This is a genomic window from Streptomyces mirabilis, from assembly GCF_018310535.1.
Lineage (GTDB): Bacteria > Actinomycetota > Actinomycetes > Streptomycetales > Streptomycetaceae > Streptomyces.
Genome location: NZ_CP074102.1, coordinates 3,391,155 through 3,416,359 on the forward strand (window position 1 = coordinate 3,391,155; position 25,205 = coordinate 3,416,359).

The following is a 25,205-nucleotide window of genomic DNA, read 5'->3' on the forward strand; positions in this document are numbered from 1 at the left end:
CAGCCGGTGGTCGTGCTGGTGTTCCTGGCGCGTCTTCGGGAAGGACGCCTCGTCGGCGGCGGTCGGTTGCAGCGATCAGTAGGGTGCCACCCATGACACAGTTCGGATCCGAGTTGCGGCGCACCCTGGGCGTCGGGGACGCCGTGGTCATCGGGCTCGGGTCGATGGTGGGTGCCGGGATCTTCGCGGCGCTGGGCCCCGCGGCACGGGCGGCCGGGTCCGGTCTGCTCCTCGGGCTCGCGGTCGCGGCCGTGGTCGCGTACTGCAATGCGATGTCCTCCGCACGGCTGGCCGCTCTGTATCCCGCCTCCGGTGGCACCTATGTGTACGGGCGTGAGCGTCTCGGCGCCTTCTGGGGGTATCTGGCGGGCTGGTCGTTCGTCGTCGGGAAGACGGCCTCCTGCGCGGCGATGGCACTCACCGTGGGGGCGTACGTCTGGCCGGGGCAGGCGCACGCGGTGGCGGTCGGGGCCGTGGTGGTGCTCACCGCGGTGAACTACGGCGGCATGCAGAAGACTGCCTGGCTGACCCGGGTGATCGTTTCGGTGGTCCTCGCGGTCCTCGCTTCCGTGGTGGTCGTGTGTCTCGGTTCGGAGGCCTCCGAGGCCGGGCGGCTGGACGCCGGGGTCTCCGGTGGCGCGGGCGGGGTGCTCCAGGCGGCGGGGCTGCTGTTCTTCGCGTTCGCCGGGTACGCGCGGATCGCGACGCTCGGTGAGGAGGTACGGGATCCGGCGCGCACCATTCCACGCGCGATCCCGATGGCTCTGGGTGTCGCACTCGTCGTGTACGCGGCGGTCGCGGTGGCGGTCCTTTCGGTGCTGGGGCCGGACGGGCTCGGGCGCGCCTCGGCGCCGCTGGCCGACGCGGTGCGGGCGGCCGGTGTGCCGGGGCTCGTGCCGGTGGTGCGGGTGGGTGCGGCCGTGGCCGCGCTCGGCTCGCTCCTCGCCCTGATCCTGGGCGTCTCACGGACATCACTGGCCATGGCCCGCGACGGTCATCTGCCGGGCGCCCTGGCCGCCGTACATCCGCGTTTCCAGGTGCCGCACCGGGCGGAGCTGGCCGTGGGCGCGGTGGTCGCCGCGCTGGCCGCGACGGTGGACGTGCGGGGCGCGATCGGGTTCTCCTCCTTCGGTGTACTGGCGTACTACGCCGTGGCCAACGCGTCGGCCTGGACGCTGAGTCCCGCTCCGGCGGCGCGGGTGATGCCGGTGGTGGGACTCGTCGGATGTGTGACCCTGGCGTTCGCGCTGCCGGCGGATTCGGTGATCGTGGGCGCGGCTGTGCTGGCTGTGGGGGCGGCGGCGTACGGCGTGAGGGTGTGGGCGGCCTCGCGGTAGCCACCGGCGGGGCCTCGGTGGTGGGCGGGTCGCTACGAGGTCTGTGCCGCCGCCGTGCGTATGCGGAAGTCGGGCCAGGGGGCCAAGTCCGTGTCGTCGTTGGACTCCTCGTACCAGCCGGAGCCCTCCAGCCAGGTGTCCAGCCACGCCTCCAGGTCGGGTGCGTCCACGTACCAGGCGTGGTCGGCCTCGTCGGCGTTCGGCTCGAAGAGCAGGACCGTGCCCCGGGGGCTGCGGCAGTCCACGCACGCGTACATCCCGCAGCCCCAGTGGGATATCGGCAGGACGCCCTCCGGCCAGGGCCAGTCGGGGTCCTGGCGGCCGCTCTCCCGGTGGGCGAGGTACTGCGGGACGGCGGCGGGCTCGCCTGACGGGGAACCGTCGAGCAGCGGCAACAGACCGTACTCCGGACCGAAGCCGCCGTCCCCTATCCGCAGGTAGAGCGCGGCGAGCAGGGGCGGCAGGGTGAACCCCAGGACGGCTTCGGCGCGGGTGACCGCCGTCGCGTCCACGGGCTCGGGGAGTGAAGGCCAGCCCCACGGGCGGGTGTTGCGGGCCTCCGTACCGACCCGTGCCAGCAACTGCTCGATTTCGGTCATGGGTTCATGATGCAGCGCGGCACTGACAATCGGGCGGCCTGTGGATAACCCATCAGGCGATGCGTACGTCGACGCCGTTCTCGGTGAGGAAGGCGAGGAGTTCCTCGAATGTCGGGGGTCTGCGGTCGCGGCACGGTGTCACGCCGAGGCAGGTGCGGGCGACGTCGGCGTCGTGCCAGACGAGGGTGAAGGGCGGCTCGGCGCCGTAGCCGCCTCGCAGGCGGTCGGCGACGGTGCTCAGGTCGTGGCCGAAGTAGCCGCCGGGGCCGTTCACCGCCTCGCCCAGCGCGCAGTGGAAGGCCGGCGCGTCGGTGACGTGGCGGCCGTCGAGGTGGTAGGTGGAGCCGGGCTCTGGGTCGGGCCCGTACGGGTTCGTTCTTTCCCGGGCTCGGTCGAGCCAGAACTCGCGCCCCTGTGGGCCGCATCGGACCCAGCTGTTCGGTTCGGACTGGCGTTCGTGCCACCACACGTCCCAGGCCTCCCGGGCTGCTGTGGGAAGCCGCCGCGACCAGGGGTCGAGGGTGAGATCGACCAGGCCCCGGCCGTGCGCGGAGGGGATCCACGCGATGATCTCGCCTTCCAGTACGGAGCCGGCCGTCCGGCCGACCCGGTTGAGGCGCAGCACGCGAGCATGCCCCAGGTCCTCGTCGCCCGCTTCGAGCGCGTCGCGCAGGGATCCGCGTGGGGAGCAGCCGAGCAGGCGCACCGGCGGCTCGGCCGGTTCGAGGAATTCGACGGGGACTTGGCCGAGGTCCCTGCAGTGGCCCCACTGCTCGCCGCCCGCGCCCAGGAGCCGGTGTCCCGCGGAGAGTAAAGGCCGTTGGGGGTATTCGGGCTGGGTGTCCGGGACCGCCGACGCCTCGACGGTGATGTCGCGCAGCGTCGGGTCGAGCGGGCACGCGCGGTCACCGAGGACCCTTGCGTACTCCAGTGGCCATTCCTCCCCGACCGGGGTGTATGTGGCGTCGAGGGTCCGCACCAATAAGCCGCCCAACGGAGCGGAGCCCGTGGTGCGGGCCCGCTCCATGGCCCCGGCCAGCTCGCCCCGGGGTGCGCAGCCGAGGAGTTCGTACCGGACGCGCGGCGGAGGGAGCGGATCGGCGTAGAGCTCGTCAGTGGCGTCCTTGCACAGGGCCCATATCGACTCGCCGACGCCCCTGTTGCTGTACGCCGCCACGGCGTACTTCGGATTCTGCACCCCCGCGCCGCCCCGTCAGCGCGTGGCGAACGGCTCGTCCGTGCGGACGATTTCGCGGCCCAGCGGGAGCAACGAGACCGGGATGAGCTTGAAGTTGGCGATGCCGAACGGGATGCCGATGATCGTGATGCACAGGAGGATGCCGGTCACGATGTGGGCGAGGGCGAGCCACCAGCCCGCGAGGACCAGCCACAGGACGTTGCCGACGCAGGAGGGTGCGCCCGCGTCGCGGCGCTCCACCGTCGTATAGCCGAAGGGCCACAGGGCGTAGACGCCGATACGGAAGGCCGCGATGCCAAAGGGGATGCCGATAATGGTGATGCACAACAGCAAGCCGGCGGCCAAGTAGCCGAGGAACAGCCAAAAGCCGCTCAGGACGAGCCAAATGACGTTCAGGATTGTCTTCATTGCTGGCGACCTGCCATCTGCTCGAGCCGGGCGATGCGCTCCGCCATCGGCGGGTGCGTGGAAAACATCTTCGACATCCCCTGGCCCGGGCGGAAGGGGTTGGCGATCATCATGTGGCTCGCGGTCTCGATACGCGGCTCGGGGGGCAGCGGCAGTTGCTTGGTGCCCGCGTCGAGCTTGCGCAGGGCACTGGCGAGGGCGAGGGGGTCGCCAGTGAGCTGGGCGCCGGACGCGTCCGCCTCGTACTCCCTGGAGCGGCTGATGGCCAGCTGGATGAGGGACGCGGCGAGCGGACCCAGGATCATGATCAGCAGCATGCCGAGGATGCCGGGACCCTCGTCGTCGTTCGAACGGCCGACCGGGATCAGCCAGGCGAAATTCACCAAGAACATGATCACGGAGGCGAGGGCACCCGCGACCGACGAGATCAGGATGTCGCGGTTGTAGACATGGCTGAGTTCGTGGCCGATGACGCCGCGCAGCTCGCGTTCGTCCAGGATGCGCAGGATTCCTTCGGTGCAGCACACCGCCGCGTTGCGGGGGTTGCGTCCCGTCGCGAACGCGTTCGGCGCTTCCGTCGGTGAGATGTACAGGCGCGGCATGGGCTGGCGGGCCTGGGTCGAGAGCTCCCGGACGATGCGGTACAGGGCCGGGGCCTCGAATTCGCTCACCGGGCGTGCGCGCATCGCGCGTAGAGCCAGTTTGTCGCTGTTCCAGTACGCGTACGCGTTCGTCCCGATCGCGATGAACAGCGCGACGACGAGGCCGGTACGCCCGAAGAAGCTGCCGATGACGATGATGAGTGCGGACAGTCCCCCGAGGAGTACGGCGGTCCTGAGCCCGTTGTGCCGGCGGTGCACGGTACGCCCTCCAAGTGGTGCGGCAGGGGAACCCTTTGCTTGCTGATGCCTTGCGTCCACTCTTCAGTGGACCCTCCCGTACTGGTCAACGCCAGGCGGGGAGCACTAGTTCCCTTGTGCGGGCGGTGGCGCGCGTAGGCCGTGCGGGTGACGGTGTCAGAACAGGCCGGTGGCCGAGAAGCGCAGGACCAGCTGGGGTGCTCCGGACAGGGCGATGCCCAGGACTGCCGTCAGGGCGATCGCGGCGGTCAGTGGGGCCGGGACGCGGTGTTTCTCGGGCTCGCCCTCGGGGGCGCGGAAGAGCAGGGTCGTCCACTGGAGGTAGTAGAAGAGCGCGATCACGACGTTGACGGCCATGATCACGGCCAGCCAGCCGAGCCCGGCGTCGACGGCCGCCGAGAAGACGGTGACCTTCGCGAAGAGGCCGATGATGCCCGGCGGCAGCCCCGCGAGGCACAACAGGAAGAAGCCGAGGAGGAGGGCCGAGAGGGGGCGCGACGCGTACAGGCCCCGGTAGTCGCTGATGCGGTTCAGGGGGCTCGTACGGGCGACGAGGGCGGCCACGGCGAAGGCGCCGAGGTTCACGGCCGCGTACATCAGGGCGTACGCGACGGTGGAGCCGACGGCCTTGTCGGCGTCCTTGGAGTAGCCGGCGGACGCGATCGGGACCAGGAGGTAGCCGGCCTGGCCGACGGAGGACCAGGCGAGCAGGCGGACCGCGCTGTACGCGCGCGTGGCCTGCTGGCGCAGGGCGCCGACGTTGCCGACGGTCATGGTGAGGGCGGCCAGCGCGGCGAGTGCGGGGCCCCAGACGTCCGCGTACGACGGGAGGGCTACGACGGTGACGAGGATCAGGCCGGAGAAGCCGACCGCCTTGCCGACGACCGACAAGTAGGCGGCGATCGGCAAGGGCGCCCCTACGTAGGTGTCGGGCACCCAGAAGTGGAAGGGCACGGCGGCCGTCTTGAAGGCGAAGCCGACGAGGGTGAGGACGACGCCCGCCTGTGCGAGGGTGTGGAACTGTCCGTCGACGTGCTGGATCTTGTCCGCGATCTGGGTGAGGTAGAGGGTGCCGGTCGTCGCATAGACGAAGCTGACGCCCATGAGGCTCACGGCGGTCGCGGTGACGGAGGACAGGAAGAACTTCAGGGCTGCCTCGGAGGACTTCTTGTCGCCGCGTTTGATGCCGACGAGTGCGAAGGCGGGCAATGAGGCGACTTCGAGGGCGACGATGAGCGTCGCGAGATCACGGGAGGCAGGCAGCAGGGCGGCGCCCGCGGCCGAGGAGAGCAGCAGGAACCAGAACTCCCCTTCGGGGAGTTCCTTGTTGGCGTCCTTCAGGGCCGTGACCGACAGCAGTGCTGCCAGGAGCGCGCCGCCGAGGACCAGGAACTGGATGACGAGGGTGAAGCGGTCCGCCGTGTAGCTACAGGCGTGCGCGTCGCCCGTCAGACAGAAGGTGGCGCGGTCGCCGTCCAGGAGGGGCAGCAGCATGAGCGCTGACGCGGCGAGCCCCGCCACCGACACCCAGCCGAGTACCGCCTTCTTCCCCTCTCCGATGAAGAGGTCGGCGACGAGCACGACGAGTCCGACGACCGCGGTGAGGGTGGGCGGCGCGATCGCGAGCCAGTCGACGGACTGGACCAGGGAGCTCATCGGGTGCCTCCTGCGAAGAGCTGCTGTACGGCCGGATCGGTCAGGCCGAGGAGTGCCTTGGGCCACAGACCGGCGACGACGGTGAGGGCGACGAGCGGCGTCCAGGCCGCGAACTCGTAGCTCTGGACGTCGGCGAGCTTCGGCGCCTCCTGCCGCGGGGTCTCGCCCATGCACACACGGCGTACGACGACGAGCATGTACGCGGCCGTGAGCAGCGTGCCGAAGGCGGCGATCGCCATGAACGTCAGATACGCGGGGCGGCTGAGGTCGGCGGCGGGTTTGAACGCGCCGAACAGTGCCAGCATCTCGCCCCAGAATCCGGCGAGGCCCGGAAGCCCGAGCGAGGCGACGGCGGCGAAGGCGAGGAGGCCGCCGAGACGTGGAGCCTTGCCGTAGAGCGCGGCGCCGGTCTCCTCGGCGAGGGTGTCGAGGTCGGTGGTGCCCGTGCGGTCCTTCAGCGCCCCGACGAGGAAGAAGAGGAGTCCGGTGATGAGGCCGTGGGCGATATTGGCGAACAGCGCGCCGTTCACGCCGGTCGGGGTCATCGTCGCGATGCCGAGCAGGACGAATCCCATGTGGCCGACGGACGAGTACGCGATGAGCCGCTTGAGATCGCCCTTCGCGCCCTGTTTCGCGAGGGCCAGGCAGGCCAGGGATCCGTAGATGATTCCGACCACGGCGAAGGCGGCGAGGTAGGGGGCGAAGGTGTGCATGCCGTCCGGCGCGATCGGCAGCAGAATCCGGACAAAACCGTACGTGCCCATCTTCAGCAGTACACCGGCCAGCAGGACCGAGCCGACGGTGGGCGCGGCGGTGTGGGCGTCCGGCAGCCAGCTGTGCAGCGGCCACATCGGCGTCTTGACCGCGAGCCCGATTCCGATCGCCAAAACGGCGATGACCTGCACGGATGTGGTCAGCGACCGGCCGTTGTCAGTGGCGAGTGCCACCATGTCGAATGTGCCCGCCTTGATTCCGATCAGGAGCAGGCCCAGCAGCATGACGACCGAACCGAGCAGCGTGAAGAGGATGAACTTCCAGGCCGCGGCCTGGCGCTGCGCACCGCCCCACCGGGCGATGAGGAAGTACATCGGGATGAGCACCATCTCGAACGCGAGGAAGAACAGCAGCAGATCGAGGACGGCGAAGGTCGCGAGGGTGCCGGCCTCGAGGACGAGCAGCAGTGCGACGAAGGCCTTCGGGGTCGGCCCCGCGGGCATCTTGAAGTAGCTGTAGAGCGCGCAGAGGAAGGTCAGCAGCGCGGTCAGGACCAGGAGGGGGAGGGAAATGCCGTCGATGCCGAGGTGGATCCGCACGTCGAGTGCGGGGATCCAGCTGATGTCCGTCGTGGCCTGCATCTTCGACGGGTGGTCATGGTCGAAGCCGAGCGCGAGGACGATCGCGGCGATGAGCACCACGCCGGTGACGATCACACCGTGCCGCAGCACGGCCTGGTCCGGCGACTTTCCCTTCAGTCCGGGCGGCGCAGGCAGGAGAGCGGCGGCGGCTCCGATGAGCGGCCCGACGACGATCAACGCGAGAAGAATCTGCATCACGGATTCACTGATATCGATCACGCCTGCTCACGCTCCCGTGGCGACGAGGAGGGCGGCGACCACCAGGACGACGGTGCCGGCGAGCAGCGCGCTCACATAGGTCTGCACATTGCCGGTCTGCGCGCGCCGTACGGCGGCGCCGAGCAGGCGGGGTAGGGCGGCGGCACCGCGTACGTAGGTGTCGACGACCTCGCGGTCGAGGAACCGGACGAGTGTGGCTCCGGCTTGGACGGGGCGGACGAACAGCACGTTGTACACGGCGTCGAGGTGGAAGCCGACGGCCGCGTGCCGGTGCAGCGGGCCGAGCAGCAGCCGTCCGGGGTCCGCCGGGTCGGGGGCGTAGGCCACGTTTCCGAACGCGGGTGCGTGGCTGGCGATCGCCTCCGCCTCGACCCGCGCGGGCTCGGCGTCGGGGTGGGCCACGACCGCGCCCATCGACACGCGGGGAGCCAGCGCGGTGGTGTGCCGCCAGGCGCCGTAGGTGACGATCCCGCCGACCAGGGCGAGCCCCGTGCCGAGGACGGAGGTGGTGAGAACCGGTGTCAGGTCGCGGCCGTCGAACCAGTCGGGCAGCGCGCCGTACGCGAGCCCGAAGGCGAGGGACGGGACCGCGAGCACCCACAGCACGACCGTCATGCTGCGTGGTTCCTTGCCGTGGTCGGGGGCCTCGACGCCCCGGCCGTGGAAGGTCAGCAGCCACAGCCGGGTCGCATACGCGGCGGTGAGTACGGCGGTGACCAGACCGGCGATGAGGACGATCCAGCCCGCGGAGCCGGGGGCGTGCTCGGTGTGGCCGGTGGCGACGTGCTCGGCCGCGCCGAGGACGGCCTCCTTGGAGAAGAAGCCGCTGAACGGCGGGATCGCGGCGAGCGCGAGCAGCGCCACGGTCATCGTCCAGTAGGCGTCGGGGACGCGGGATCGAAGGCCTGTCATGCGGGACATGACAGCCAGCGAGTTGGTGCCGGAGGCGTGGATGATCAGGCCGGCGGCGAGGAACAGCAGCGCCTTGAAGGCGCCGTGGGACAGGAGGTGGAAGACGGCGGCACCGCGGTCGCCGACGGCGAGGGCGCCGGCCATGTAGCCGAGCTGGCCGATCGTCGAGTACGCGAGGACACGCTTGATGTCGTCCTGGGCGAGTGCGGCGAGTGCCGAGCCCGCCATCGTGACGGCGGCCATGACGGCGAGGACCACCATCGCGGCCGAGGAGGCCTGGAAGACGGGGAGGAGCCGGGCGACGAAGTAGATACCGGCGGCGACCATCGTCGCGGCGTGGATCAGGGCGGAGACGGGTGTCGGGCCCGCCATCGCGTCGGGCAGCCAGGTGTGCAGCGGGAACAGCGCCGACTTGCCCGCCACGCCGGCGAGGAGCAGCAGGGCGACCAGCGTCGGATGGTGCAGTCCGCCGCTCGCGACGGTGCCGAGGACCGTGGTGATGCGGAAGGACCCGGCGTCGGTGCCGAGGGCGAACAGACCGATGAGGAAGGGGACGTCGCCGAGTTTGGTGACCAGGAAGGCCTTGATCGAGGCGGCGCGGGCCTCGGGGGTCTCCCAGTAGTGGCCGACCAGGAAGTACGAGCAGATGCCCATGACCTCCCAGCCGACCAGGAGCACGATCAGGTCGCCGGAGTAGACGACGAGCAGCATCGCGGAGGTGAAGAGGGAGACGAGAGCGGCGTACGAGGGGTAGCGCGGGTCGTTGCGCAGGTAGCCCGTCGAGTAGATCTGCACGCAGGAGGCGACGACGCCGACGAGTACGGCGACGAGAGAGGCGAAGCCGTCGATGTGCAGGGAGAGTTCGATCGGGACCGAGCCGGTGGGCGTCAGTTCGGTGGCCGCGTTGATGGCCTGGCCGCCGCCCTGGCGCACGGCGACCAGTACGGCGAGGACGAGCGAGGTGAGGGACGGGAGTACCGCGAGGGGGCGGACGTAGCCGGGGGCCGTGCGGCCGAGGAGGAGTCCGGCCGCGGCGCCCAGGAACGGAAGGAGGGGGACGAGGACGGCGAGGGTGGTCGTGGTCACGCGGTGGCCTCAGCCTTCTCGTCTCCCGTGACGGGGGCTTGTTCGGTGTCGTCGCCGTGGGAGCCGTCCGGGGCGGGGCCCTCGGCGGTGTCGCGGAGCTTGTCGATGTCCGAGGTGCCGCGGCCCCGGTAGACGGCGAGGACGATCGCCAGGCCGATGCCGATCTCGGCGGCCGCGATGGCGATGGTGAACAGGGTCAGGGCCTGGCCGGAGTGGAGCGTGTCGCGGGCGGTCCTGGAGAGCCAGACGTCGAAGGCGACGAGGTTCAGGTTGACGGCGTTGAGCATGAGCTCGACGGACATCAGGACCAGGATCGCGTTGCGGCGCGCGAGGACTCCGTACAGGCCCGTGCAGAAGAGGAGGGCGGAGAGCACGGCGGGATAGGCGAGGTGCATCAGCGGGTCCCTTCCTTCTCGCTCCGGCGGCTCTGGGCACCCGCGGGGGTGGCGGTGCCCGCGGGGATGGTCGCGTCCGCCTTCGCCTTGCGGGAGAGGACGATCGCGCCGACCAGGGCGGCGAGGAGGAGGACGGAGAGGGCCTCGAAGGGGAGGACCCAGTTCTGGAAGAGGCTCGCTCCGGTGACCTCGGTGGAGCCGGCGGCGGGGCCCTTCAGGTCGACCCAGGTGGTGCGGAAGGCGTCCACGACCACCCAGACAAGGGCGGTGGCCGCGGCGACGGCCACGGTGAGGGCGGCCCAGCGGTTGCCGGAATCGGCGTCCGGGGAGCGGCCGATCGGCGCCTTGGTGAGCATCAGACCGAACAGAAGGAGGACGACAACGGAACCGACATAGATGAGGACCTGCGCCCAGGCGATGAACTCGGCCGTGAGCAGGAGGTACTCGACGGCGAGGCCGCCGAGCGCCATCACCAGCCACAGGGCGGCGTGTACCAGCTGCTTGGTGGTGACGGTGACGATCGCGGCGCCGAAGGTGACCAGGCCGACGAGGAGGAAGGCGATCTCGACGCCCGTCGGGGAGAGGAAGCCGTGGCTTTCGGCGGCGGTGGTCGTGGCCCGCGCCGCGGCGGCCGTGGCTGCTGCGAGGCTCACGACGCACCGTCCAGCGGGTCGGAGGGCTTGGAGGGCTCGGGCGTGCCCGTGGTCGGGCCCGTGGTCGTACCTGTGGCCGGGTCCGTGGTCGTGGGCGTGTCCCCGGCCGGGGGTTCGGGCTGGACAGCCTGGTCGGCTGTCTGCGCCGCGAGTTCGGCTGCCTCGGTTGCCGTGGCTGCCTCTGCGGCGAGTTTGTCGGCTGTTTTGCGGGCGGCGGCCAGTTCCTTCGGTTCCTCGGCGCCGGGGTCGAGGGCGGGCGGGGCCGGAACCGTCCACATCCACTCGCGGAGCTTGTCGCGCTCGTGGGTGAGTTCGTGGATGTCGGTCTCCGCGTACTCGAACTCCGGGGACCAGAACAGCGCGTCGAAAGGACAGACCTCGATGCAGATACCGCAGTACATGCACAGGGAGAAGTCGATGGCGAAGCGGTCGAGGACGTTGCGGCTGCGCTCGCGGCCACCGGGGGCGGCCGGCGGGACCGTCTCCTTGTGGGAGTCGATGTAGATGCACCAGTCCGGGCACTCGCGGGCGCACAGCATGCAGACCGTGCAGTTCTCCTCGAACAGGCCGATGACGCCGCGGGAGCGGGGCGGGAGATGCGGCTGGGCGTCCGGGTACTGCGCGGTGACGGTCTTCTTCGTCATCGTGCGGAGGGTGACGGCCAGGCCCTTGGCGAGTCCGGAGCCAGGAATGCGGGGGCGGGTGGGCGGGAGAGGCTCGGCCATGGTTACGAGATCACCACCTTGACGATGCCGGTGAGGGCGATCTGGGCGAGAGAGAGGGGGACGAGGAGGGTCCAGGAGAGTTTCTGGAGCTGGTCCTCGCGCAGGCGGGGGTAGGTGACGCGCAGCCAGATCACGACGAAGGCGAGGAGGGCCGTCTTCAGGAGGGTCCAGACCCAGCCGAGGCCGTCGGCACCCCACGGGCCGTGCCAGCCGCCCAGGAAGAGGACGGTGGTCAGACCGCACAGGACGACGATTCCGGCGTACTCGGCGAGGAGGAAGAGCGCGAAGCGCAGGCCGGTGTATTCGGTGTACGCGCCGAAGATGATCTCCGAGTCGGCGACGGGCATGTCGAAGGGCGGGCGCTGGAGTTCGGCGAGGCCCGCCACGAAGAAGACGATCGCGCCGACGATCTGCCAGGGCACCCACCACCACTCGAAGGCGGCGACGATGCCGGGCAGGGAGACCGTGCCGGCCGCCATCGCGACGGAGGCGGCGGTCAGCAGCATCGGAAGTTCGTACGCGAGGAGTTGGGCGGCGGTGCGCAGGCCGCCGAGGAGGGAGAACTTGTTGGCCGAGGCCCAGCCCGCCATGAGCGAGCCGAGGACGCCCACGCCCATCACGGCGAGAACGAAGAAGATGCCCGCGTCGACGACCTGGCCGACGGCGCCCTCGCCCGGGCCGATCGGGATGGCGAGGAGGACGAGGAGGTACGGGAGGAGGGCGACGGCGGGGGCGAGCTGGAAGATACGGCGGTCCGCACCAGCGGGGACGATGTCTTCCTTCTGCGCGAACTTCACGCCGTCCGCGACGAGTTGGGCCCAGCCATGGAAGCCGCCGGCGTACATCGGGCCGAGGCGGCCCTGCATGTGGGCCATCACCTTGTGCTCGGTCTGACCGACGATCAGGGGGAACGTCAGGAACACCACGAAGACGACGAGGAGGCGTAGGGCGACGTCGAGAGCGTCGTTCACTGCGTGCCTCCGGTTGGGTTTCTGGGGGTGGGGTCTTCGGGGGTGGGGGTGGAGCCGGGGTCCGAGTCGGAGTCCGAATCGGGGGACGCCGGGGGTTTCGCGGTGCCCTCGGGGTCGGGACTCGGGGCGGCTGCGGGCTCCGGGGTGGCCCCCGGCTCCGACTCCGAACTGGACTCCTGCTCGCGCTTCGGATCCTGCTCCCGCTTCGGTTCCTGCTCGTGCTTCGGTTCCTGCTCGTGCTTCGGTTCCTGCTCGTGCTTCGGATCCTGCTCCTGCTCGTCGAACGCAGGGCGGGCGTGGTGCCAAGGGGCATCGGAGCTGCGCGGCGCCGCGGGCCTTGCTGGTGCGGCGGCAGCGGGCGGCTCGGCGGCCTGTGTCCTTTGCGTCGCCGAACCCTGGCTCGCGCTGCGCGTACGGCGGGGGCCGGCGGGAGGCGTCGGCTCGGCGGTACCTGGGGCGCCGGGGGCCGTCGTGGTCGCCTGCTGGTCGGCGGCCGGGGCCTCGCTCTGCTGGCTGGCCGAGCCCTGGCTGGCGCTGCGTGCCCGGCGAGGGGGCGTCGGGGCCTGCGCGCCGGCAGCGGCAGTAGTAGCTGCCGTGGTGGCACCGGCGGCGGGATCGGTCCCCGTGCCGCCGCCTGTGGTGGTGACCTGGCTTGCCGAGCCCTCGCCCGCCGTGCGGGCCCGCCGCACCGGGCGGTCGCCGGCGGCTCGGGCCGCTCCGCGCGCCGGGCGGGCGGGGGCCGGAGGGAGCTGGCCCTTCAGGGGACCCCATTCGTTGGGGTCGGGGACGCCGGGCGGAAGCATCTGGCGGCGCTTGGGGCCACCGTGATCGGACTCCCCCGGCTCCTTCGCCCCGGGCCAGGCCTTGGCGACGCGGGCGGCGAGGACGAAGTCCTTGCGGAGGGGGTGGCCTTCGAAGCCCTCGGGGAGAAGAAGGGGGTCGAGGCCCGGGTGGCCCTCGAAGGTGACGCCGAACATCTCGTGGGTCTCGCGCTCGTGCCAGCCGGCGCCGGCGTACACGGAGACCGCCGTCGCCAGGACGGGTGCCGAGTGCGGGACGGTCGTACGGACGAGGAGGCGGCGCACGGGAGACAGAGCCACCACGTGCGCGGCGACGCGGAAGCCCGTGCCGGGTTCGTCGACAGCACTCAACCAGTCGAAGTAGGTGCAGCCCAGCGAGTCGCGCGCGGTCTCCAGGGCGGGGAGCCAGGCAGTCGGCGGTACGTCGACCGTCAGGACCTCGTACGACTCCTCGGCCGTGGCCTCCGGACCGAAGAGTTCCTCGACGGGGGCGGGGAGCCAGCCGACGGTCATCGCTCCTCCCCCACGGCGGGCGGACGCACCAGGTCGCTCTGGAGGGCGGCGGCCGACGGACGCGGCGAGGAGCTGTAGCGCTCCCCCAGCGACTCCCGGGCGATCTTCTCCTGGAGCTTGAGGATGCCCTGGAGCAGCGCCTCGGGGCGGGGCGGGCACCCGGGGACGTAGACGTCCACCGGGATGATCTGGTCGACGCCCTTGGTGACGGAGTAGGAGTCCCAGTAGGGGCCGCCGCAGTTGCTGCACGCGCCGAAGGAGATGACGTACTTCGGCTCGGGCATCTGCTCGTAGAGGCGCTTGACGGCGGGGGCCATCTTGTCCGTGACCGTGCCGGAGACGACCATCAGGTCGGCCTGGCGCGGACCCGGGGCGAAGGGGATCACGCCGAGCCGGATGAAGTCGTGCCGGGCCATCGACGCGGCGATGAACTCGATCGCGCAGCAGGCGAGGCCGAAGTTGAAGACCCAGAGCGAGTAGCGGCGGCCCCAGTTCAGAACCACCTTCATCGGCTCCGGAGCCAGCCGGGAGAGCACGCCGAGCCGCTTCGGCTCGGGAAGCAGCACCGGCTCGGGAAGCAGCACGGGCTCGGGCAGCGGCGCCGGCTCGGAGGTCGTCGAGGGGGTCACGTCCGAGGGGGTCACGTCCATGTCAGGACGCCCTTCTTGTATGCGTACAGCAGGCCCACGGCCAGGAAGCCGAGGAAGATGAACATCTCCACGAGGGTGGCCGCGCCGTAGCCGGGCGCGGCGAAGACGGTCGCCCAGGGGAAGAGGAAGATCGAGTCGACGGCGAAGATGACGTAGAGGAAGGCGTAGACGTAGTAGCGGACCTGGGTGTGGGCCCAGCCCTCGCCGACGGGATCGACGCCGCACTCGTACGTCAGGAGTTTCTCGGGGGTCGGGACCACCGGCCGCAGCAGACGGCCCGCCCCGAAGGCGACGGCGACGAAGAGCACGCCGACGACGACGAGCAGTCCGACGACCGAGTACGACTGGAAGTAGCCCGCCGCGACGACGGCCCCGGTTGCCGTGACAACGGTCGGTTCCGGCACGTCAGCCCCTCACTCCCTGACCTCGTTGCGCCCGGCGCGCGCCCCGTCGCGCACGCTGTGATGCGCCCCGTTCGACGATCTGTACGGACGGGAGTCTAGGGCCTGCTAAAGAGACGGTAAGCAGCCCGTCACGCATTGGCTATCGGGGACATGTCAGGGACTCGTCCGCCTTGCCCGTCGCCGGGTTCCCACACTCGCCCGGCTCACGTGTCACCGGGTTCCCGTCCGCACCTCGCGGTCACTACCTATTTCACCTCGCGAGCACATCCAGGTACACCGCGCGGCGACGTTCGCTTTCACCTCAAGGGGTGGGGTTTTCCCCAGTGGATCGTGGCGGTCGACCTCATGGCGCGGCGGCTCGCGGCCGGGCAGGCTAGCGAATATGACCGAACGCATCATCCCTGTCGGCCCCCTCGGCCCGTCGGACACGCCGCAAGCCTCGGACATACCGGGTCTACTAGATGCATCAGACATACCGGACGGGTCGGCCGACGGTGACCGGCTGCCTCCCCCACGCTTCGCCCTCGGCCGGCAGACCTGGAAGGAGATCGCGCACCTCCTCGCCAATCTGCCGGTCTCGATCTTCGGCTTCGTGTACGTCGTGACGCTCGTCTCCACGGGCGCGGGGCTGGCCGTGACGGTGATCGGGCTGCCGCTGCTCGCGGGCGGGCTGCGGGGCACACGGCTGCTGGGCCGGATGGAGCGGGCACGGGCGCGCAAACTGCTCGGCGTGCGGATCGACGAGCCGAGCCCGATGCCGGTGCGCGGGACGGGCTTCTTTCCCTGGTTGTGGTCGAGCCTGCGGGACCCGGTGGCCTGGCGGACGGTGCTGTACGACTTCATCCGGCTGCCGTGGGGCATCGTCACCTTCACGGTCACGCTGACGTCGTTGTTCCTGCTGTGGCCGGTGCTGCCGTTCCTCGCGCGGGGGCTGACGAACGTGGACCGGGCCATGGTGCGCGGGCTGCTGTCTCCCTCGGACGAGTTGGAGCGGCGCATCGCCGAGCTGGAGTCGGACCGGGGGGTCGTGGTCGACACGGCAGCGGCGGACCTGCGGCGCATCGAGCGGGATCTGCACGACGGGGCGCAGGCGCGGCTCGTCAATCTCGCGATGGGGCTCGGTCTGGCCAAGGAGAAGCTCCTCGAGGGCCAGGCCGACGAGACCGTCGCGGCCATGGTCGACGAGGCGCACGGCGAGGTGAAGCTGGCCCTGCAGGAGCTGCGCGATCTGGCCCGCGGCATCCATCCCGCGGTCCTCACCGACCGGGGCCTCGACGCGGCGCTGTCGTCGGTCGCCTCGCGCTGCACCGTGCCGGTGAAGGTGACGGCCGACCTCCCGACGAGACCGGCCGCCGCCATCGAGGGCATCGCCTACTTCACCGTGTCCGAGCTGTTGCAGAACGTCAGCAAGCACAGCGGGGCGCGCACCGCGTCCGTCGACGTGTGGCGGTCGGACGAGCGGCTGCTCATACAGGTCCAGGACGACGGCCGCGGCGGGGCCGCCCTCGACGGCGGTACGGGGATGGCGGGGCTCGCGGACCGGCTGGGCGCGGTGGACGGGCTGTTCGTCGTCGACTCACCGCCCGGCGGACCGACCACCATCACGGCGGAGCTGCCCTGGCGGGACCGGGGGGATGGGCAGGGCTGACGGGGCGAGTGGGACGGGCGGGACCGGTGGACGGGCCTTGGCGGGCGCGGCCCCTGCGTTCTGCGTACGGGCGTCGGGCTCCGGGGTGGCGTCGGGCCCCGGGGTAGGGAAAACCCCCGCCCCAAGACGCCGACCCGCTCCATGGTCGGGAAGGGCCGGGGACAGCAGGGTGGGAGTACGAGCCGACGAGCAGGACGAGTAGAACGGACGACACCGATGGCGACGGAGTACGGACAGGGGTACGGGTACCCGAGCGGGCCCGGATTCCACGAGGCGGGTGCCGAGGAGCGGCGGCACCGTCTCCCGGCACCGCTGCGGGCGCCGATCGAGGCGCGCAGCTGGCGCGAGTTCGGCTATGTGATGTCGGGCCTGCCGGTCGGCATCCTCATGTTCACCTTCGCCGTCACAATGTTCTCGCTCGGCATGGGGCTGCTGGTCACCTTCCTGGGGATCCCGGTGCTCGCCGCGGCCCTCGCCGGCGTCCTCGGGTTCGGCGCGCTGGAGCGGGCGCGGGCGCGCGGGTTGCTCGGGATCGAGGTGGCCGCGCCGGAGCCCCTGCGGGTGCGCAAGCACGGGGCGATGGCGTGGATGGGGGCGATCCTCAAGAACGGTTCGGCGTGGCGGCATCTGCTGTACTCGGTGGTGCAGTTCCCGTGGTCGGTGTTCTCGTTCGTGGTGACCCTGAGTTTCTGGGCGTACGGCTGGGCGATGCTGACGTATCCGCTGTGGTTCTGGCTGTTCCCCGTATACGGCGGGCAGGGCGGCCTCCAGCTCTACGGTGACGGCACACACCGCATCTACCTGGACAACCCCTTCGAGATCACCGTCACCGCGCTGCTGGGGCTGCTGATCACGATGGCCACGCCGTGGATCGTGCGGGCGCTGACCACGGTGGACCGGGTGATGGTGGCGGGGCTGCTCGGGCCGTCGCGGCTGGCGAGCCGGGTGGTCGAGCTGGAGTCGGACCGGGGGGTCGTGGTCGACACGGCCGCGGCGGACCTGCGGCGCATCGAGCGGGATCTGCACGACGGGGCGCAGGCGCGGCTCGTCAACCTCGCGATGGGGCTCGGTCTGGCCAAGGAGAAGCTCACGGAGGATCCGCGGGCGGCGGCGCGGATGGTGGACGAGGCACACGGTGAGGTGAAGACGGCGCTGCAAGAGCTGCGGGATCTGGCACGTGGGATTCATCCGGCCGTGCTGACCGATCGTGGGCTGGATGCGGCGCTGTCTTCCGTGGCCTCGCGGTGCACCGTGCCGGTGCAGGTGGATGTGGATCTTCCCGCTCGGCCGATGCCGGCGATCGAGGGGATCGCGTACTTCACCGTCTCCGAGCTGCTGCAGAACATCAGTAAGCATGCGCGGGCGACGCGGGCCATGGTCGATGTGTGGCGGGTCGAGAACCGGTTGATGCTTCAGGTTGTCGACGATGGTGTGGGTGGGGCCGATGTTTCCGGTGGGTCCGGGCTTGCGGGGCTGGCGGAGCGGCTCGATGCGGTGGACGGGGTTCTGGTGGTGGACTCTCCTGTGGGTGGGCCCACTCGGATTACTGCGGAGTTGCCCTGGCGGGGGTGAGCGGGGGGCGCGGGGTGGGGTGCTTCTCGCCCCCGCCGCCCCTACCCGTCCCATCCCCGGGGCTCCGCCCCTGCACCCCACCGGGGCACGGCCCCAAACCCCGCGCGGCTCCGCCCCTGCACCCCGCCAAGGGCGTCCCCCCGACCCCCAAGGGGCTCCGCCCCGGTTCCTCGCGGGCCCGCCCGAGCCCACCCCCTCGCGGGCCCTCCCGAGCCCACCCTCCTCGTAGGCTCCCCGAGCCCCACAGCTGGGCCCTGCCCCTGCCCCCCACCAAGAACCCTTGCGAGGCGGCGCGGCCCCCAGGGGCTCCGCCCCCGCCCCCAAAACCCCACCCGGAGCCAAAAGTGCGCCCCCCGTATTCCCCCTTCCTCTTTCCCCCTGATACCCCCTGATTCCCCTTGATTCCCGTTGATTCCCCTCGTCCTGGCGCAGGGTGGTCCGAATGCTGGGATGCTGTGGGCTGAGGTATGAGCGGGGACGCTGCCGGCGTGGGTCGGGGAATGGTGTGGGGGCCGAGAATCGTGGAGGACAGGGTGCGGGTGGTCATCGCCGAGGATTCAGTGCTGCTCAGGGAGGGCCTGACCCGGTTGTTGACCGACCGCGGGCACGACGTCGTGGCCGGTGTCGGAGACGGCGACGCGCTGATCAAGACGATCAACGACCTGGCGGCCCAGGACTCGCTGCCGGACGTCGTGGTCGCGGACGTACGGATGCCGCCGACGCACACCGACGAGGGTGTGAAGGCGGCCGTACAGCTGCGCAAGCAGCACCCGGGGGTGGGGGTGCTGGTGCTGTCGCAGTACGTGGAGGAGCGCTACGCCACCGAACTGCTGGCCGGTTCGACCCGTGGCGTCGGCTACCTGCTCAAGGACCGCGTCGCGGAGGTGCGCGAGTTCGTGGACGCGGTGGTGCGGGTGGCCCAGGGGGGTACCGCGCTGGACCCGGAAGTGGTCGCGCAGCTGCTCGGGCGCAGTCGTAAGCAGGACGTACTGGCCGGGCTCACCCCGCGGGAGCGGGAGGTCCTAGGACTTATGGCCGAGGGACGCACCAACTCGGCGATCGCGCGGCAGCTCGTGGTGAGTGACGGGGCGGTCGAGAAGCACGTCAGCAATATCTTCCTGAAACTCGGGCTTTCCCCGAGCGACGGCGATCACCGGCGTGTTCTCGCGGTCCTCACCTATCTGAACTCCTGAGGGGCTGACACTGGGTCAGCCGAACGGAATCGCCCTCGAAGGACACTCGAAGGACAGGGGCGCCCGACACGGCACCAGAGCGGCGCGAGACCGGCACGAGAACCAAAGGATGAGGTAGAAGCGTCTTCCAGAGGAGCGTCGGGGGCGAGTAAGTCATGACAAGTCAGGGCGTCGAACCGTCTCAAAATGGTGTCCATCATGCGAACAGCCGAGGGAAGGCGACCCTTACAGACGTAGGGTTGGTCCTGGGAAGGCCTGCGGGAAGGCCGTTCCCAGACAGCCGCCTCGAAGGAGGTCCAGTTAAGTGACCAGCCAGGTCAGTAGCCCAGCGGAGCAGGCCGACGAAGCCGTCGTAGGAGAACAGCGCAAACCGGCGGGGGCAAAGGAAACACGCCGGCTCGACCGGGTGATCATCCGGTTCGCGGGTGACTCCGGTGATGGAATGCAACTCACCGGCGATCGCTTCACCTCCGAGACGGCGTCCTTCGGCAACGATCTTTCGACGCTGCCGAACTTCCCCGCCGAAATCCGAGCGCCCGCAGGCACACTGCCGGGCGTTTCTTCATTTCAGCTGCATTTCGCGGACCATGACATCCTCACGCCCGGTGACGCGCCGAATGTGCTGGTGGCCATGAATCCGGCGGCACTCAAGGCGAACATCGGCGATGTGCCGCGCGGCGCGGAGATCATCGTCAACACGGACGAGTTCACTAAGCGGGCGATGGCGAAGGTCGGTTACGCGGCCAGCCCGCTGGAGGACGGTTCGCTGGACGCGTACGCCGTCCATCCGGTCCCGCTGACGACGATGACGGTCGAGGCGCTCAAGGAGTTCGAGCTGTCCCGCAAGGAGGCCGAGCGCAGCAAGAACATGTTCGCGCTGGGTCTGCTGTCCTGGATGTACCACCGGCCCACCGAGGGCACCGAGAAGTTCCTGCGGACCAAGTTCGCGAAGAAGCCCGAGATCGCCGCCGCCAACATCGCCGCGTTCCGGGCGGGCTGGAACTTCGGCGAGACGACCGAGGACTTCGCGGTCTCCTACGAGGTCGCCCCGGCCGCCAAGACCTTCCCGACCGGCACCTACCGCAACATCTCCGGGAACCTGGCCCTGTCGTACGGCCTGATCGCCGCCTCCAAACAGGCGGACCTGCCCCTCTACCTGGGCTCCTACCCGATCACCCCGGCCTCCGACATCCTGCACGAGCTGAGCCGGCACAAGAACTTCGGCGTGCGCACCTTCCAGGCCGAGGACGAGATCGCGGGCATCGGCGCCGCCCTGGGCGCGGCCTTCGGCGGCTCCCTCGCCGTCACCACCACCTCCGGGCCGGGCGTGGCACTGAAATCGGAGACCATCGGGCTCGCGGTCTCCCTCGAACTGCCGCTCCTGGTCATCGACATCCAGCGCGGCGGGCCCTCCACGGGTCTGCCGACGAAGACGGAGCAGGCGGACCTGCTCCAGGCGATGTACGGGCGCAACGGAGAGGCCCCGGTCCCGGTGGTCGCCCCGTGCACACCGGCCGACTGCTTCGACGCCGCCCTGGAGGCGGCCCGGATCGCCCTCATCTACCGCACCCCCGTCCTCCTCCTCTCCGACGGCTACCTGGCCAACGGCTCCGAGCCGTGGCGGATCCCGGAGGTCGACGAACTCCCGGACCTGCGGGTGCAGTTCGCACAGGGTCCGAACCACACCCTGGACGACGGCACCGAGGTGTTCTGGCCGTACAAGCGCGACCCGGGGACCCTGGCCCGCCCCTGGGCGATCCCAGGCACACCGGGTCTCGAACACCGCATCGGCGGCATCGAGAAGCAGGACGGCACGGGCAACATCTCCTACGACCCCGCCAACCACGACTTCATGGTCCGCACCCGCCAGGCGAAGATCGACGGCATCGACGTCCCGGACATCGAGGTCGACGACCCGTCCGGCGAGGCCAACACCCTGGTTCTGGGCTGGGGTTCGACGTACGGACCCATCACCGCGGCGGTACGGCGACTGCGGGCCGCCGGGGAGAACATCGCGCAGGCCCATCTGCGCCACCTCAACCCGTTCCCCCAGAACCTCGGCGCGGTGCTGAGGCGTTACGAGAAGGTGGTGATCCCCGAGATGAACCTCGGCCAGCTCGCCACGCTCGTCCGGGCGAAGTACCTGGTCGACGCGCACTCCTACAACCAGGTCAACGGCATGCCGTTCAAGGCCGAACAGCTCGCCACGGCGCTCAAGGAGGCCATCGATGGCTGAGACGACCACAGGAAGCGCGGACACGATCGAGGCGCTCACTCTGGTGCCCAAGGCCGAGGCCAGGCAGTCCATGAAGGACTTCAAGTCCGATCAGGAAGTGCGCTGGTGCCCCGGTTGCGGTGACTACGCGGTCCTGGCCGCCGTGCAGGGCTTCATGCCCGAGCTCGGCCTCGCCAAGGAGAACATCGTCTTCGTGTCGGGCATCGGCTGCTCGTCCCGCTTCCCGTACTACATGAACACGTACGGCATGCACTCCATCCACGGCCGCGCGCCCGCCATCGCGACGGGGCTCGCCTCCAGCAGGCGGGACCTGAGTGTGTGGGTGGTGACCGGTGACGGGGATGCCCTCTCCATCGGCGGCAACCATCTGATCCACGCGCTGCGCCGCAACGTGAACCTGAAGATCCTGCTGTTCAACAACCGGATCTACGGCCTCACCAAGGGGCAGTACTCGCCGACCTCCGAGGTCGGCAAGATCACCAAGTCGACGCCGATGGGCTCGCTGGACGCGCCCTTCAACCCGGTGTCCCTGGCCATCGGCGCGGAGGCGTCCTTCGTGGCCCGGACCGTGGACTCCGACCGCAAGCACCTCACCGACGTACTGCGGCAGGCCGCCGCCCACCCGGGCACGGCGCTGGTGGAGATCTACCAGAACTGCAACATCTTCAACGACGGCGCTTTCGAGGTCCTCAAGGACAAGCAGCAGGCCGAAGAGGCGGTGATCCGCCTCGAACACGGGCAGCAGATCCGCTTCGGCGCGGACCGCGCCAAGGGTGTCGTACGTGATCAGCTGACCGGTGACCTGAAGGTCGTCGCCGTCACCCCGGAGAACGAGGCACAGATCCTGGTCCACGACGCCCACTCCGCGTCCCCGACCACGGCCTTCGCGCTCTCCCGGCTGGCCGACCCGGACACCCTGCACCACACCCCGATCGGCGTCCTGCGCTCCGTGGAGCGGCCGGTCTACGACACCCAGATGGCCGACCAGCTCGACACCGCCATCGAACAGAACGGCAAGGGCGACCTCGCGACGCTCCTCGCGGGCGGGGACACCTGGACGGTCGTCGGCTGAGCGAGCCGACCGTTCGAGGCGTTCTTGGAGGCGTTCTTGGAGGCGTTCTTCGAGGCGTTCTTCGAGGCGTTCAAGAAGTTCCAGGGGCCCGGGTGGCTGACGCCCGGGCCTCGTCGTACGCGTGGCGGGACTTCTCGACGTCGTCCATCCGGTCCTTGGTCCAGACGGCCAGCGCGCGCACCTGCTCGGCGGCCTCGCGGCCCAGTTCCGTGAGCGAGTAGTCGACGCGGGGCGGGATCACGGGCTTCGCGTCACGGTGGACGAGACCGTCGCGCTCCAGGGTCTGGAGAGTCTGGGTGAGCATCTTCTCGCTGACCCGGCCGATCGCCCGGCGCAGCTCACTGAAGCGGTAGGGACGGTCGAGAAGCTCGATCAGCACGAGCACGCCCCAGCGGCTGGTGACGTGCTCCAGGACGAGGCGGTACGGGCACATCGCCTCGCCGGTGTCGTACTTGGAGACGGCCGCGGGCGCTTTTGCACTTACTCCCATGCCAGTACCTTACTTCAAAGTGGGTACTTTCGCAGAGTTAGCGCACCTCCTAGGGTTAGTGACAGACCCAACCCCACAAGGAGCTAAGTCATGAGCATCGTCGTCACCGGAGCCACCGGACACCTCGGCCGCCACGTCATCGAGGGGCTGCTGGAGAAGGTTCCGGCCGACCAGATCACCGCCGTCGTCCGCGACGCGGAGAAGGCCGCCGACTTCGCGGCCCGCGGTGTGAAGATCGCGGTCGCCAACTACAACGAGCCCGAGACCTTCGGAACCCTCTTCACCGCCGGCGACAAGGTGCTGCTCATCTCCGGCAACGAGTTCGACAAGGGCCGCGTGGCCCAGCACCAGGTCGTCCTGGACGCCGCCAAGGCCGCCGGGGTCGCGCTCTTCGCGTACACCAGCGCCCCGGGCACCCTCACCGCCGCCCTCGCCGACGACCACAAGGGCACCGAGAAGGCGATCCTGGAGTCGGGTGTGCCCTACGCCCTGCTGCGCAACGGCTGGTACAACGAGAACTACACCGAGAACCTCGCCCCGGTTCTCGAGTACGGCGCCGTCACCCAGGCCGCCGGCGACGGCAAGGTCGCCTCCGCCACCCGCGCCGACTACGCGGCCGCCGCCGTGGCCGTACTGACCGGCGAGGGCCACGAGAACAAGACGTACGAGCTGAGCGGCGACACCGCGTGGAGCTTCGCCGAGTACGCCGCCCTGGTGGCCGAGCAGTCCGGCAAGGAGATCGTCTACAACGCCGTCTCCGTCGAGGCGCTCACCGGCATCCTGACCGGCGCCGGACTGCCCGGCCCCCTCGCCGCGATCCTGGCGGGCGTCGACGCGTCCATCGAGAAGGGCGAGCTCGCGGGCACCAGCGGTGACCTGTCCCGGTTGACCGGCCGCCCGACCACGCCGGTCGCCGAGTCGATCGCGGCGGCGCTGAAGGGCTGACTCCCCCTCGGGCCCCGGCACCGTCGCCACCCGCACCCCCGCCTGTCATGACCGTATAGCGATACGGGCATGACAGGCGGGGGTGCTCGGCGCTACCTTCTTGGAGGCTGCGCGGGAGCAGCTGTGCGAGAGGGAGGGCCGGTGGCCGTGCAGCAGGCGAAGAATTCGATGGGTGCGACCGGCTCCATGGGTTCCGGTGGCCCCGTCGGCTCGACGGGTCCCCAGATATCCAAGGCCGAGCAGCGCATCGGGCTCTTGAACGGCTTCGCCGCGTACGGCATGTGGGGGCTCGTTCCCCTCTTCTGGCCGCTGTTGAAGCCGGCCGGGGCCCTGGAGATCCTCGCCCACCGGATGGTGTGGTCCCTCGCCGTGGTCGGCGTCGCCCTGCTGGTGATGCGGCGCTGGGCCTGGCTCGGCGAGCTGCTGCGACAGCCGCGCAAGCTGGCGCTGATCAGCGTCGCGGCGGCCGTGATCACGATCAACTGGGGCGTCTACATCTGGGCCGTGAACAGCGAGCACGTCGTCGAGGCATCCCTCGGCTACTTCATCAACCCGCTCGTCACCATCGCCATGGGCGTCCTGCTGCTGAAGGAACGGCTGCGCCCCGTGCAGTGGGCGGCGGTCGGTGTCGGCTTCTCCGCGGTGCTCGTCCTCACCATCGGGTACGGCCGGCCACCGTGGATCTCCCTCACCCTCGCCTTCTCCTTCGCCACGTACGGGCTGGTGAAGAAGAAGGTCAACCTCGGCGGGATCGAGTCCCTCGCCGCCGAGACGGCGATCCAGTTCCTGCCCGCGCTCGCCTATCTGCTGTGGCTGGGTTCGAGCGGGGGCGCGACCTTCGGCACGGAGGGTGCGGGGCATGCGACGTTGCTCGCGGCGACGGGCGTGGTGACCGCGCTTCCGCTGGTCTGTTTCGGCGCGGCCGCGATACGGGTGCCGTTGTCCACACTGGGGCTGTTGCAGTACCTCGCCCCGGTGTTCCAGTTCCTGCTCGGCATCCTCTACTTCCACGAGGCCATGCCGCTGGAGCGGTGGGCCGGGTTCGCGCTGGTCTGGCTCGCGCTGTCGCTGCTCACCTTCGACGCGCTGCGGACCGCGCGGCGGGCGGCTCGGGCACTCAAGGCCGGGGCCGCCGGGGGTGCCGTTGCCGGCGTGCGGAGTGCCGCCGCCGTGGACGCCAAGTCGTAGAGGGTTTCGCCCCCGCCGTCCCTACCCCGCACCCCTGGAAGCCTCGGGTGTCCGGGGGCCGGTGTTCGAGGTCAGGTGTTCGAGGGGCACGCGAATCCGTTGCACGCTCGGTCGCGCAAC

General features: G+C 70.2%; 23 protein-coding genes. 8 read left to right on the forward strand and 15 right to left on the reverse strand.

The genetic code is table 11. The features are described from left to right. The first annotated feature begins 92 nt into the window (after positions 1-92). The gene (locus SMIR_RS14910; RefSeq protein WP_168494578.1) at positions 93-1,337 is read left to right on the forward strand and encodes an APC family permease; all 1,245 of its coding nucleotides are present in this window, start codon (positions 93-95) and stop codon (positions 1,335-1,337) included. 32 nt (positions 1,338-1,369) lie between these two features. On the opposite strand, the gene SMIR_RS14915 is transcribed toward SMIR_RS14910, so the two are convergent. The 14 genes from SMIR_RS14915 to SMIR_RS14980 form a co-directional block, all read right to left on the reverse strand. Continuing rightward, a complete protein-coding gene (locus SMIR_RS14915) occupies positions 1,370-1,936 on the reverse strand; it encodes an SMI1/KNR4 family protein (protein WP_168494575.1) in 567 nt (188 codons plus the stop codon). 52 nt (positions 1,937-1,988) lie between these two features. Beyond that, positions 1,989-3,134, reverse strand: a complete 1,146-nt coding sequence (locus SMIR_RS14920; RefSeq protein WP_212727105.1) for a barstar family protein — start codon at positions 3,132-3,134, stop codon at positions 1,989-1,991. A 15-nt stretch (positions 3,135-3,149) separates the two neighbouring features. Further along, positions 3,150-3,542, reverse strand: a complete 393-nt coding sequence (locus SMIR_RS14925) for a YccF domain-containing protein (RefSeq protein WP_168494571.1) — start codon at positions 3,540-3,542, stop codon at positions 3,150-3,152. Then, positions 3,539-4,402 carry a zinc metalloprotease HtpX gene (gene htpX, locus SMIR_RS14930; RefSeq protein WP_060901518.1) on the reverse strand — a complete coding sequence of 288 codons (864 nt, stop codon included), beginning with the start codon at positions 4,400-4,402 and terminating at the stop codon, positions 3,539-3,541. The genes SMIR_RS14925 and htpX overlap by 4 nt, the downstream gene beginning before the upstream one ends. A 156-nt stretch (positions 4,403-4,558) precedes the next feature. Then, on the reverse strand, positions 4,559-6,058 hold the full coding sequence (locus tag SMIR_RS14935) for an NADH-quinone oxidoreductase subunit N (RefSeq protein WP_168494569.1): 1,500 nt from the start codon (positions 6,056-6,058) through the stop codon (positions 4,559-4,561). Continuing rightward, positions 6,055-7,632: an NADH-quinone oxidoreductase subunit M gene (locus tag SMIR_RS14940; RefSeq protein WP_168494568.1), complete on the reverse strand. Its 1,578-nt coding sequence runs from the start codon at positions 7,630-7,632 to the stop codon at positions 6,055-6,057. The genes SMIR_RS14935 and SMIR_RS14940 overlap by 4 nt, the downstream gene beginning before the upstream one ends. A 6-nt stretch (positions 7,633-7,638) precedes the next feature. Beyond that, positions 7,639-9,630, reverse strand: coding sequence for an NADH-quinone oxidoreductase subunit 5 family protein (locus tag SMIR_RS14945; protein WP_168494565.1), 1,992 nt, complete (start codon positions 9,628-9,630; stop codon positions 7,639-7,641). After that, entirely contained in the window at positions 9,627-10,025 is a 399-nt protein-coding gene (nuoK, locus tag SMIR_RS14950) for an NADH-quinone oxidoreductase subunit NuoK (protein WP_168494563.1), read from the reverse strand. Before nuoK ends, SMIR_RS14945 begins: the two co-directional genes overlap by 4 nt. Beyond that, positions 10,025-10,678, reverse strand: a complete 654-nt coding sequence (locus tag SMIR_RS14955) for an NADH-quinone oxidoreductase subunit J family protein (protein ID WP_168494561.1) — start codon at positions 10,676-10,678, stop codon at positions 10,025-10,027. Before SMIR_RS14955 ends, nuoK begins: the two co-directional genes overlap by 1 nt. Then, positions 10,675-11,403, reverse strand: coding sequence for a NuoI/complex I 23 kDa subunit family protein (locus SMIR_RS14960; RefSeq protein WP_248003069.1), 729 nt, complete (start codon positions 11,401-11,403; stop codon positions 10,675-10,677). The genes SMIR_RS14955 and SMIR_RS14960 overlap by 4 nt, the downstream gene beginning before the upstream one ends. 2 nt (positions 11,404-11,405) lie before the next feature. Further along, positions 11,406-12,374 carry a complex I subunit 1/NuoH family protein gene (locus tag SMIR_RS14965; protein WP_099942838.1) on the reverse strand — a complete coding sequence of 323 codons (969 nt, stop codon included), beginning with the start codon at positions 12,372-12,374 and terminating at the stop codon, positions 11,406-11,408. Then, positions 12,371-13,687 carry an NADH-quinone oxidoreductase subunit C gene (locus tag SMIR_RS14970; protein WP_212727106.1) on the reverse strand — a complete coding sequence of 439 codons (1,317 nt, stop codon included), beginning with the start codon at positions 13,685-13,687 and terminating at the stop codon, positions 12,371-12,373. The genes SMIR_RS14965 and SMIR_RS14970 overlap by 4 nt, the downstream gene beginning before the upstream one ends. Beyond that, positions 13,684-14,337, reverse strand: coding sequence for an NADH-quinone oxidoreductase subunit B (locus SMIR_RS14975; RefSeq protein ID WP_249938427.1), 654 nt, complete (start codon positions 14,335-14,337; stop codon positions 13,684-13,686). The genes SMIR_RS14970 and SMIR_RS14975 overlap by 4 nt, the downstream gene beginning before the upstream one ends. Continuing rightward, complete coding sequence (locus SMIR_RS14980) at positions 14,328-14,741, reverse strand: NADH-quinone oxidoreductase subunit A (RefSeq protein ID WP_075028564.1); 414 nt, start codon at positions 14,739-14,741, stop codon at positions 14,328-14,330. The genes SMIR_RS14975 and SMIR_RS14980 overlap by 10 nt, the downstream gene beginning before the upstream one ends. A 382-nt stretch (positions 14,742-15,123) precedes the next feature. Between SMIR_RS14980 and abrC1 the strand changes: the two genes are divergently transcribed. The 5 genes from abrC1 (at position 15,124) to SMIR_RS15005 (ending at position 22,462) form a co-directional block, all read left to right on the forward strand. Further along, complete coding sequence (gene abrC1, locus SMIR_RS14985; RefSeq protein WP_168494557.1) at positions 15,124-16,389, forward strand: sensor histidine kinase AbrC1; 1,266 nt, start codon at positions 15,124-15,126, stop codon at positions 16,387-16,389. Between the two features lie 216 nt (positions 16,390-16,605). Next, positions 16,606-17,961 (forward strand): sensor histidine kinase AbrC2, encoded by a 1,356-nt coding sequence (gene abrC2 / locus SMIR_RS14990; RefSeq protein ID WP_168494555.1) that lies wholly within the window; start codon positions 16,606-16,608, stop codon positions 17,959-17,961. A 533-nt stretch (positions 17,962-18,494) separates the two neighbouring features. After that, positions 18,495-19,154, forward strand: a complete 660-nt coding sequence (gene abrC3 / locus SMIR_RS14995; protein ID WP_527252132.1) for a response regulator AbrC3 — start codon at positions 18,495-18,497, stop codon at positions 19,152-19,154. A gap of 304 nt (positions 19,155-19,458) precedes the next feature. Next, positions 19,459-21,390 (forward strand): 2-oxoacid:acceptor oxidoreductase subunit alpha, encoded by a 1,932-nt coding sequence (locus SMIR_RS15000; RefSeq protein WP_168494551.1) that lies wholly within the window; start codon positions 19,459-19,461, stop codon positions 21,388-21,390. Continuing rightward, positions 21,383-22,462: a 2-oxoacid:ferredoxin oxidoreductase subunit beta gene (locus SMIR_RS15005; protein ID WP_212727107.1), complete on the forward strand. Its 1,080-nt coding sequence runs from the start codon at positions 21,383-21,385 to the stop codon at positions 22,460-22,462. Before SMIR_RS15000 ends, SMIR_RS15005 begins: the two co-directional genes overlap by 8 nt. A gap of 70 nt (positions 22,463-22,532) precedes the next feature. Here SMIR_RS15005 and SMIR_RS15010 read toward each other — a convergent pair whose 3' ends face one another. After that, positions 22,533-22,952, reverse strand: a complete 420-nt coding sequence (locus SMIR_RS15010) for a winged helix-turn-helix transcriptional regulator (protein WP_168494547.1) — start codon at positions 22,950-22,952, stop codon at positions 22,533-22,535. Between the two features lie 90 nt (positions 22,953-23,042). On the opposite strand from SMIR_RS15010, the gene SMIR_RS15015 reads away from it, so the two are divergent. Both SMIR_RS15015 and rarD read left to right on the forward strand, forming a co-directional pair. After that, positions 23,043-23,897, forward strand: coding sequence for an SDR family oxidoreductase (locus SMIR_RS15015; RefSeq protein WP_212727108.1), 855 nt, complete (start codon positions 23,043-23,045; stop codon positions 23,895-23,897). Between the two features lie 186 nt (positions 23,898-24,083). After that, positions 24,084-25,085, forward strand: coding sequence for an EamA family transporter RarD (rarD, locus tag SMIR_RS15020; RefSeq protein WP_212728362.1), 1,002 nt, complete (start codon positions 24,084-24,086; stop codon positions 25,083-25,085). The last annotated feature ends 120 nt before the right edge of the window (positions 25,086-25,205 follow it).

What these genes read in the sequence shown, in the direction of transcription:
- rarD (WP_212728362.1), top strand. Translation starts at nt 24,084, where the DNA reads ATGGGTTCCGGTGGCCCCGTCGGCTCGACGGGTCCCCAGATATCCAAG.
- SMIR_RS14970 (WP_212727106.1), bottom strand. Translation starts at nt 13,687, where the DNA reads ATGACCGTCGGCTGGCTCCCCGCCCCCGTCGAGGAACTCTTCGGTCCG.
- SMIR_RS14975 (WP_249938427.1), bottom strand. Translation starts at nt 14,337, where the DNA reads ATGGACGTGACCCCCTCGGACGTGACCCCCTCGACGACCTCCGAGCCG.
- SMIR_RS15015 (WP_212727108.1), top strand. Translation starts at nt 23,043, where the DNA reads ATGAGCATCGTCGTCACCGGAGCCACCGGACACCTCGGCCGCCACGTC.
- SMIR_RS14935 (WP_168494569.1), bottom strand. Translation starts at nt 6,058, where the DNA reads ATGAGCTCCCTGGTCCAGTCCGTCGACTGGCTCGCGATCGCGCCGCCC.
- SMIR_RS14960 (WP_248003069.1), bottom strand. Translation starts at nt 11,403, where the DNA reads ATGGCCGAGCCTCTCCCGCCCACCCGCCCCCGCATTCCTGGCTCCGGA.
- SMIR_RS14915 (WP_168494575.1), bottom strand. Translation starts at nt 1,936, where the DNA reads ATGACCGAAATCGAGCAGTTGCTGGCACGGGTCGGTACGGAGGCCCGC.
- SMIR_RS14925 (WP_168494571.1), bottom strand. Translation starts at nt 3,542, where the DNA reads ATGAAGACAATCCTGAACGTCATTTGGCTCGTCCTGAGCGGCTTTTGG.
- SMIR_RS14910 (WP_168494578.1), top strand. Translation starts at nt 93, where the DNA reads ATGACACAGTTCGGATCCGAGTTGCGGCGCACCCTGGGCGTCGGGGAC.
- nuoK (WP_168494563.1), bottom strand. Translation starts at nt 10,025, where the DNA reads ATGCACCTCGCCTATCCCGCCGTGCTCTCCGCCCTCCTCTTCTGCACG.
- SMIR_RS15005 (WP_212727107.1), top strand. Translation starts at nt 21,383, where the DNA reads ATGGCTGAGACGACCACAGGAAGCGCGGACACGATCGAGGCGCTCACT.
- abrC2 (WP_168494555.1), top strand. Translation starts at nt 16,606, where the DNA reads ATGGCGACGGAGTACGGACAGGGGTACGGGTACCCGAGCGGGCCCGGA.
- abrC1 (WP_168494557.1), top strand. Translation starts at nt 15,124, where the DNA reads ATGACCGAACGCATCATCCCTGTCGGCCCCCTCGGCCCGTCGGACACG.
- SMIR_RS15010 (WP_168494547.1), bottom strand. Translation starts at nt 22,952, where the DNA reads ATGGGAGTAAGTGCAAAAGCGCCCGCGGCCGTCTCCAAGTACGACACC.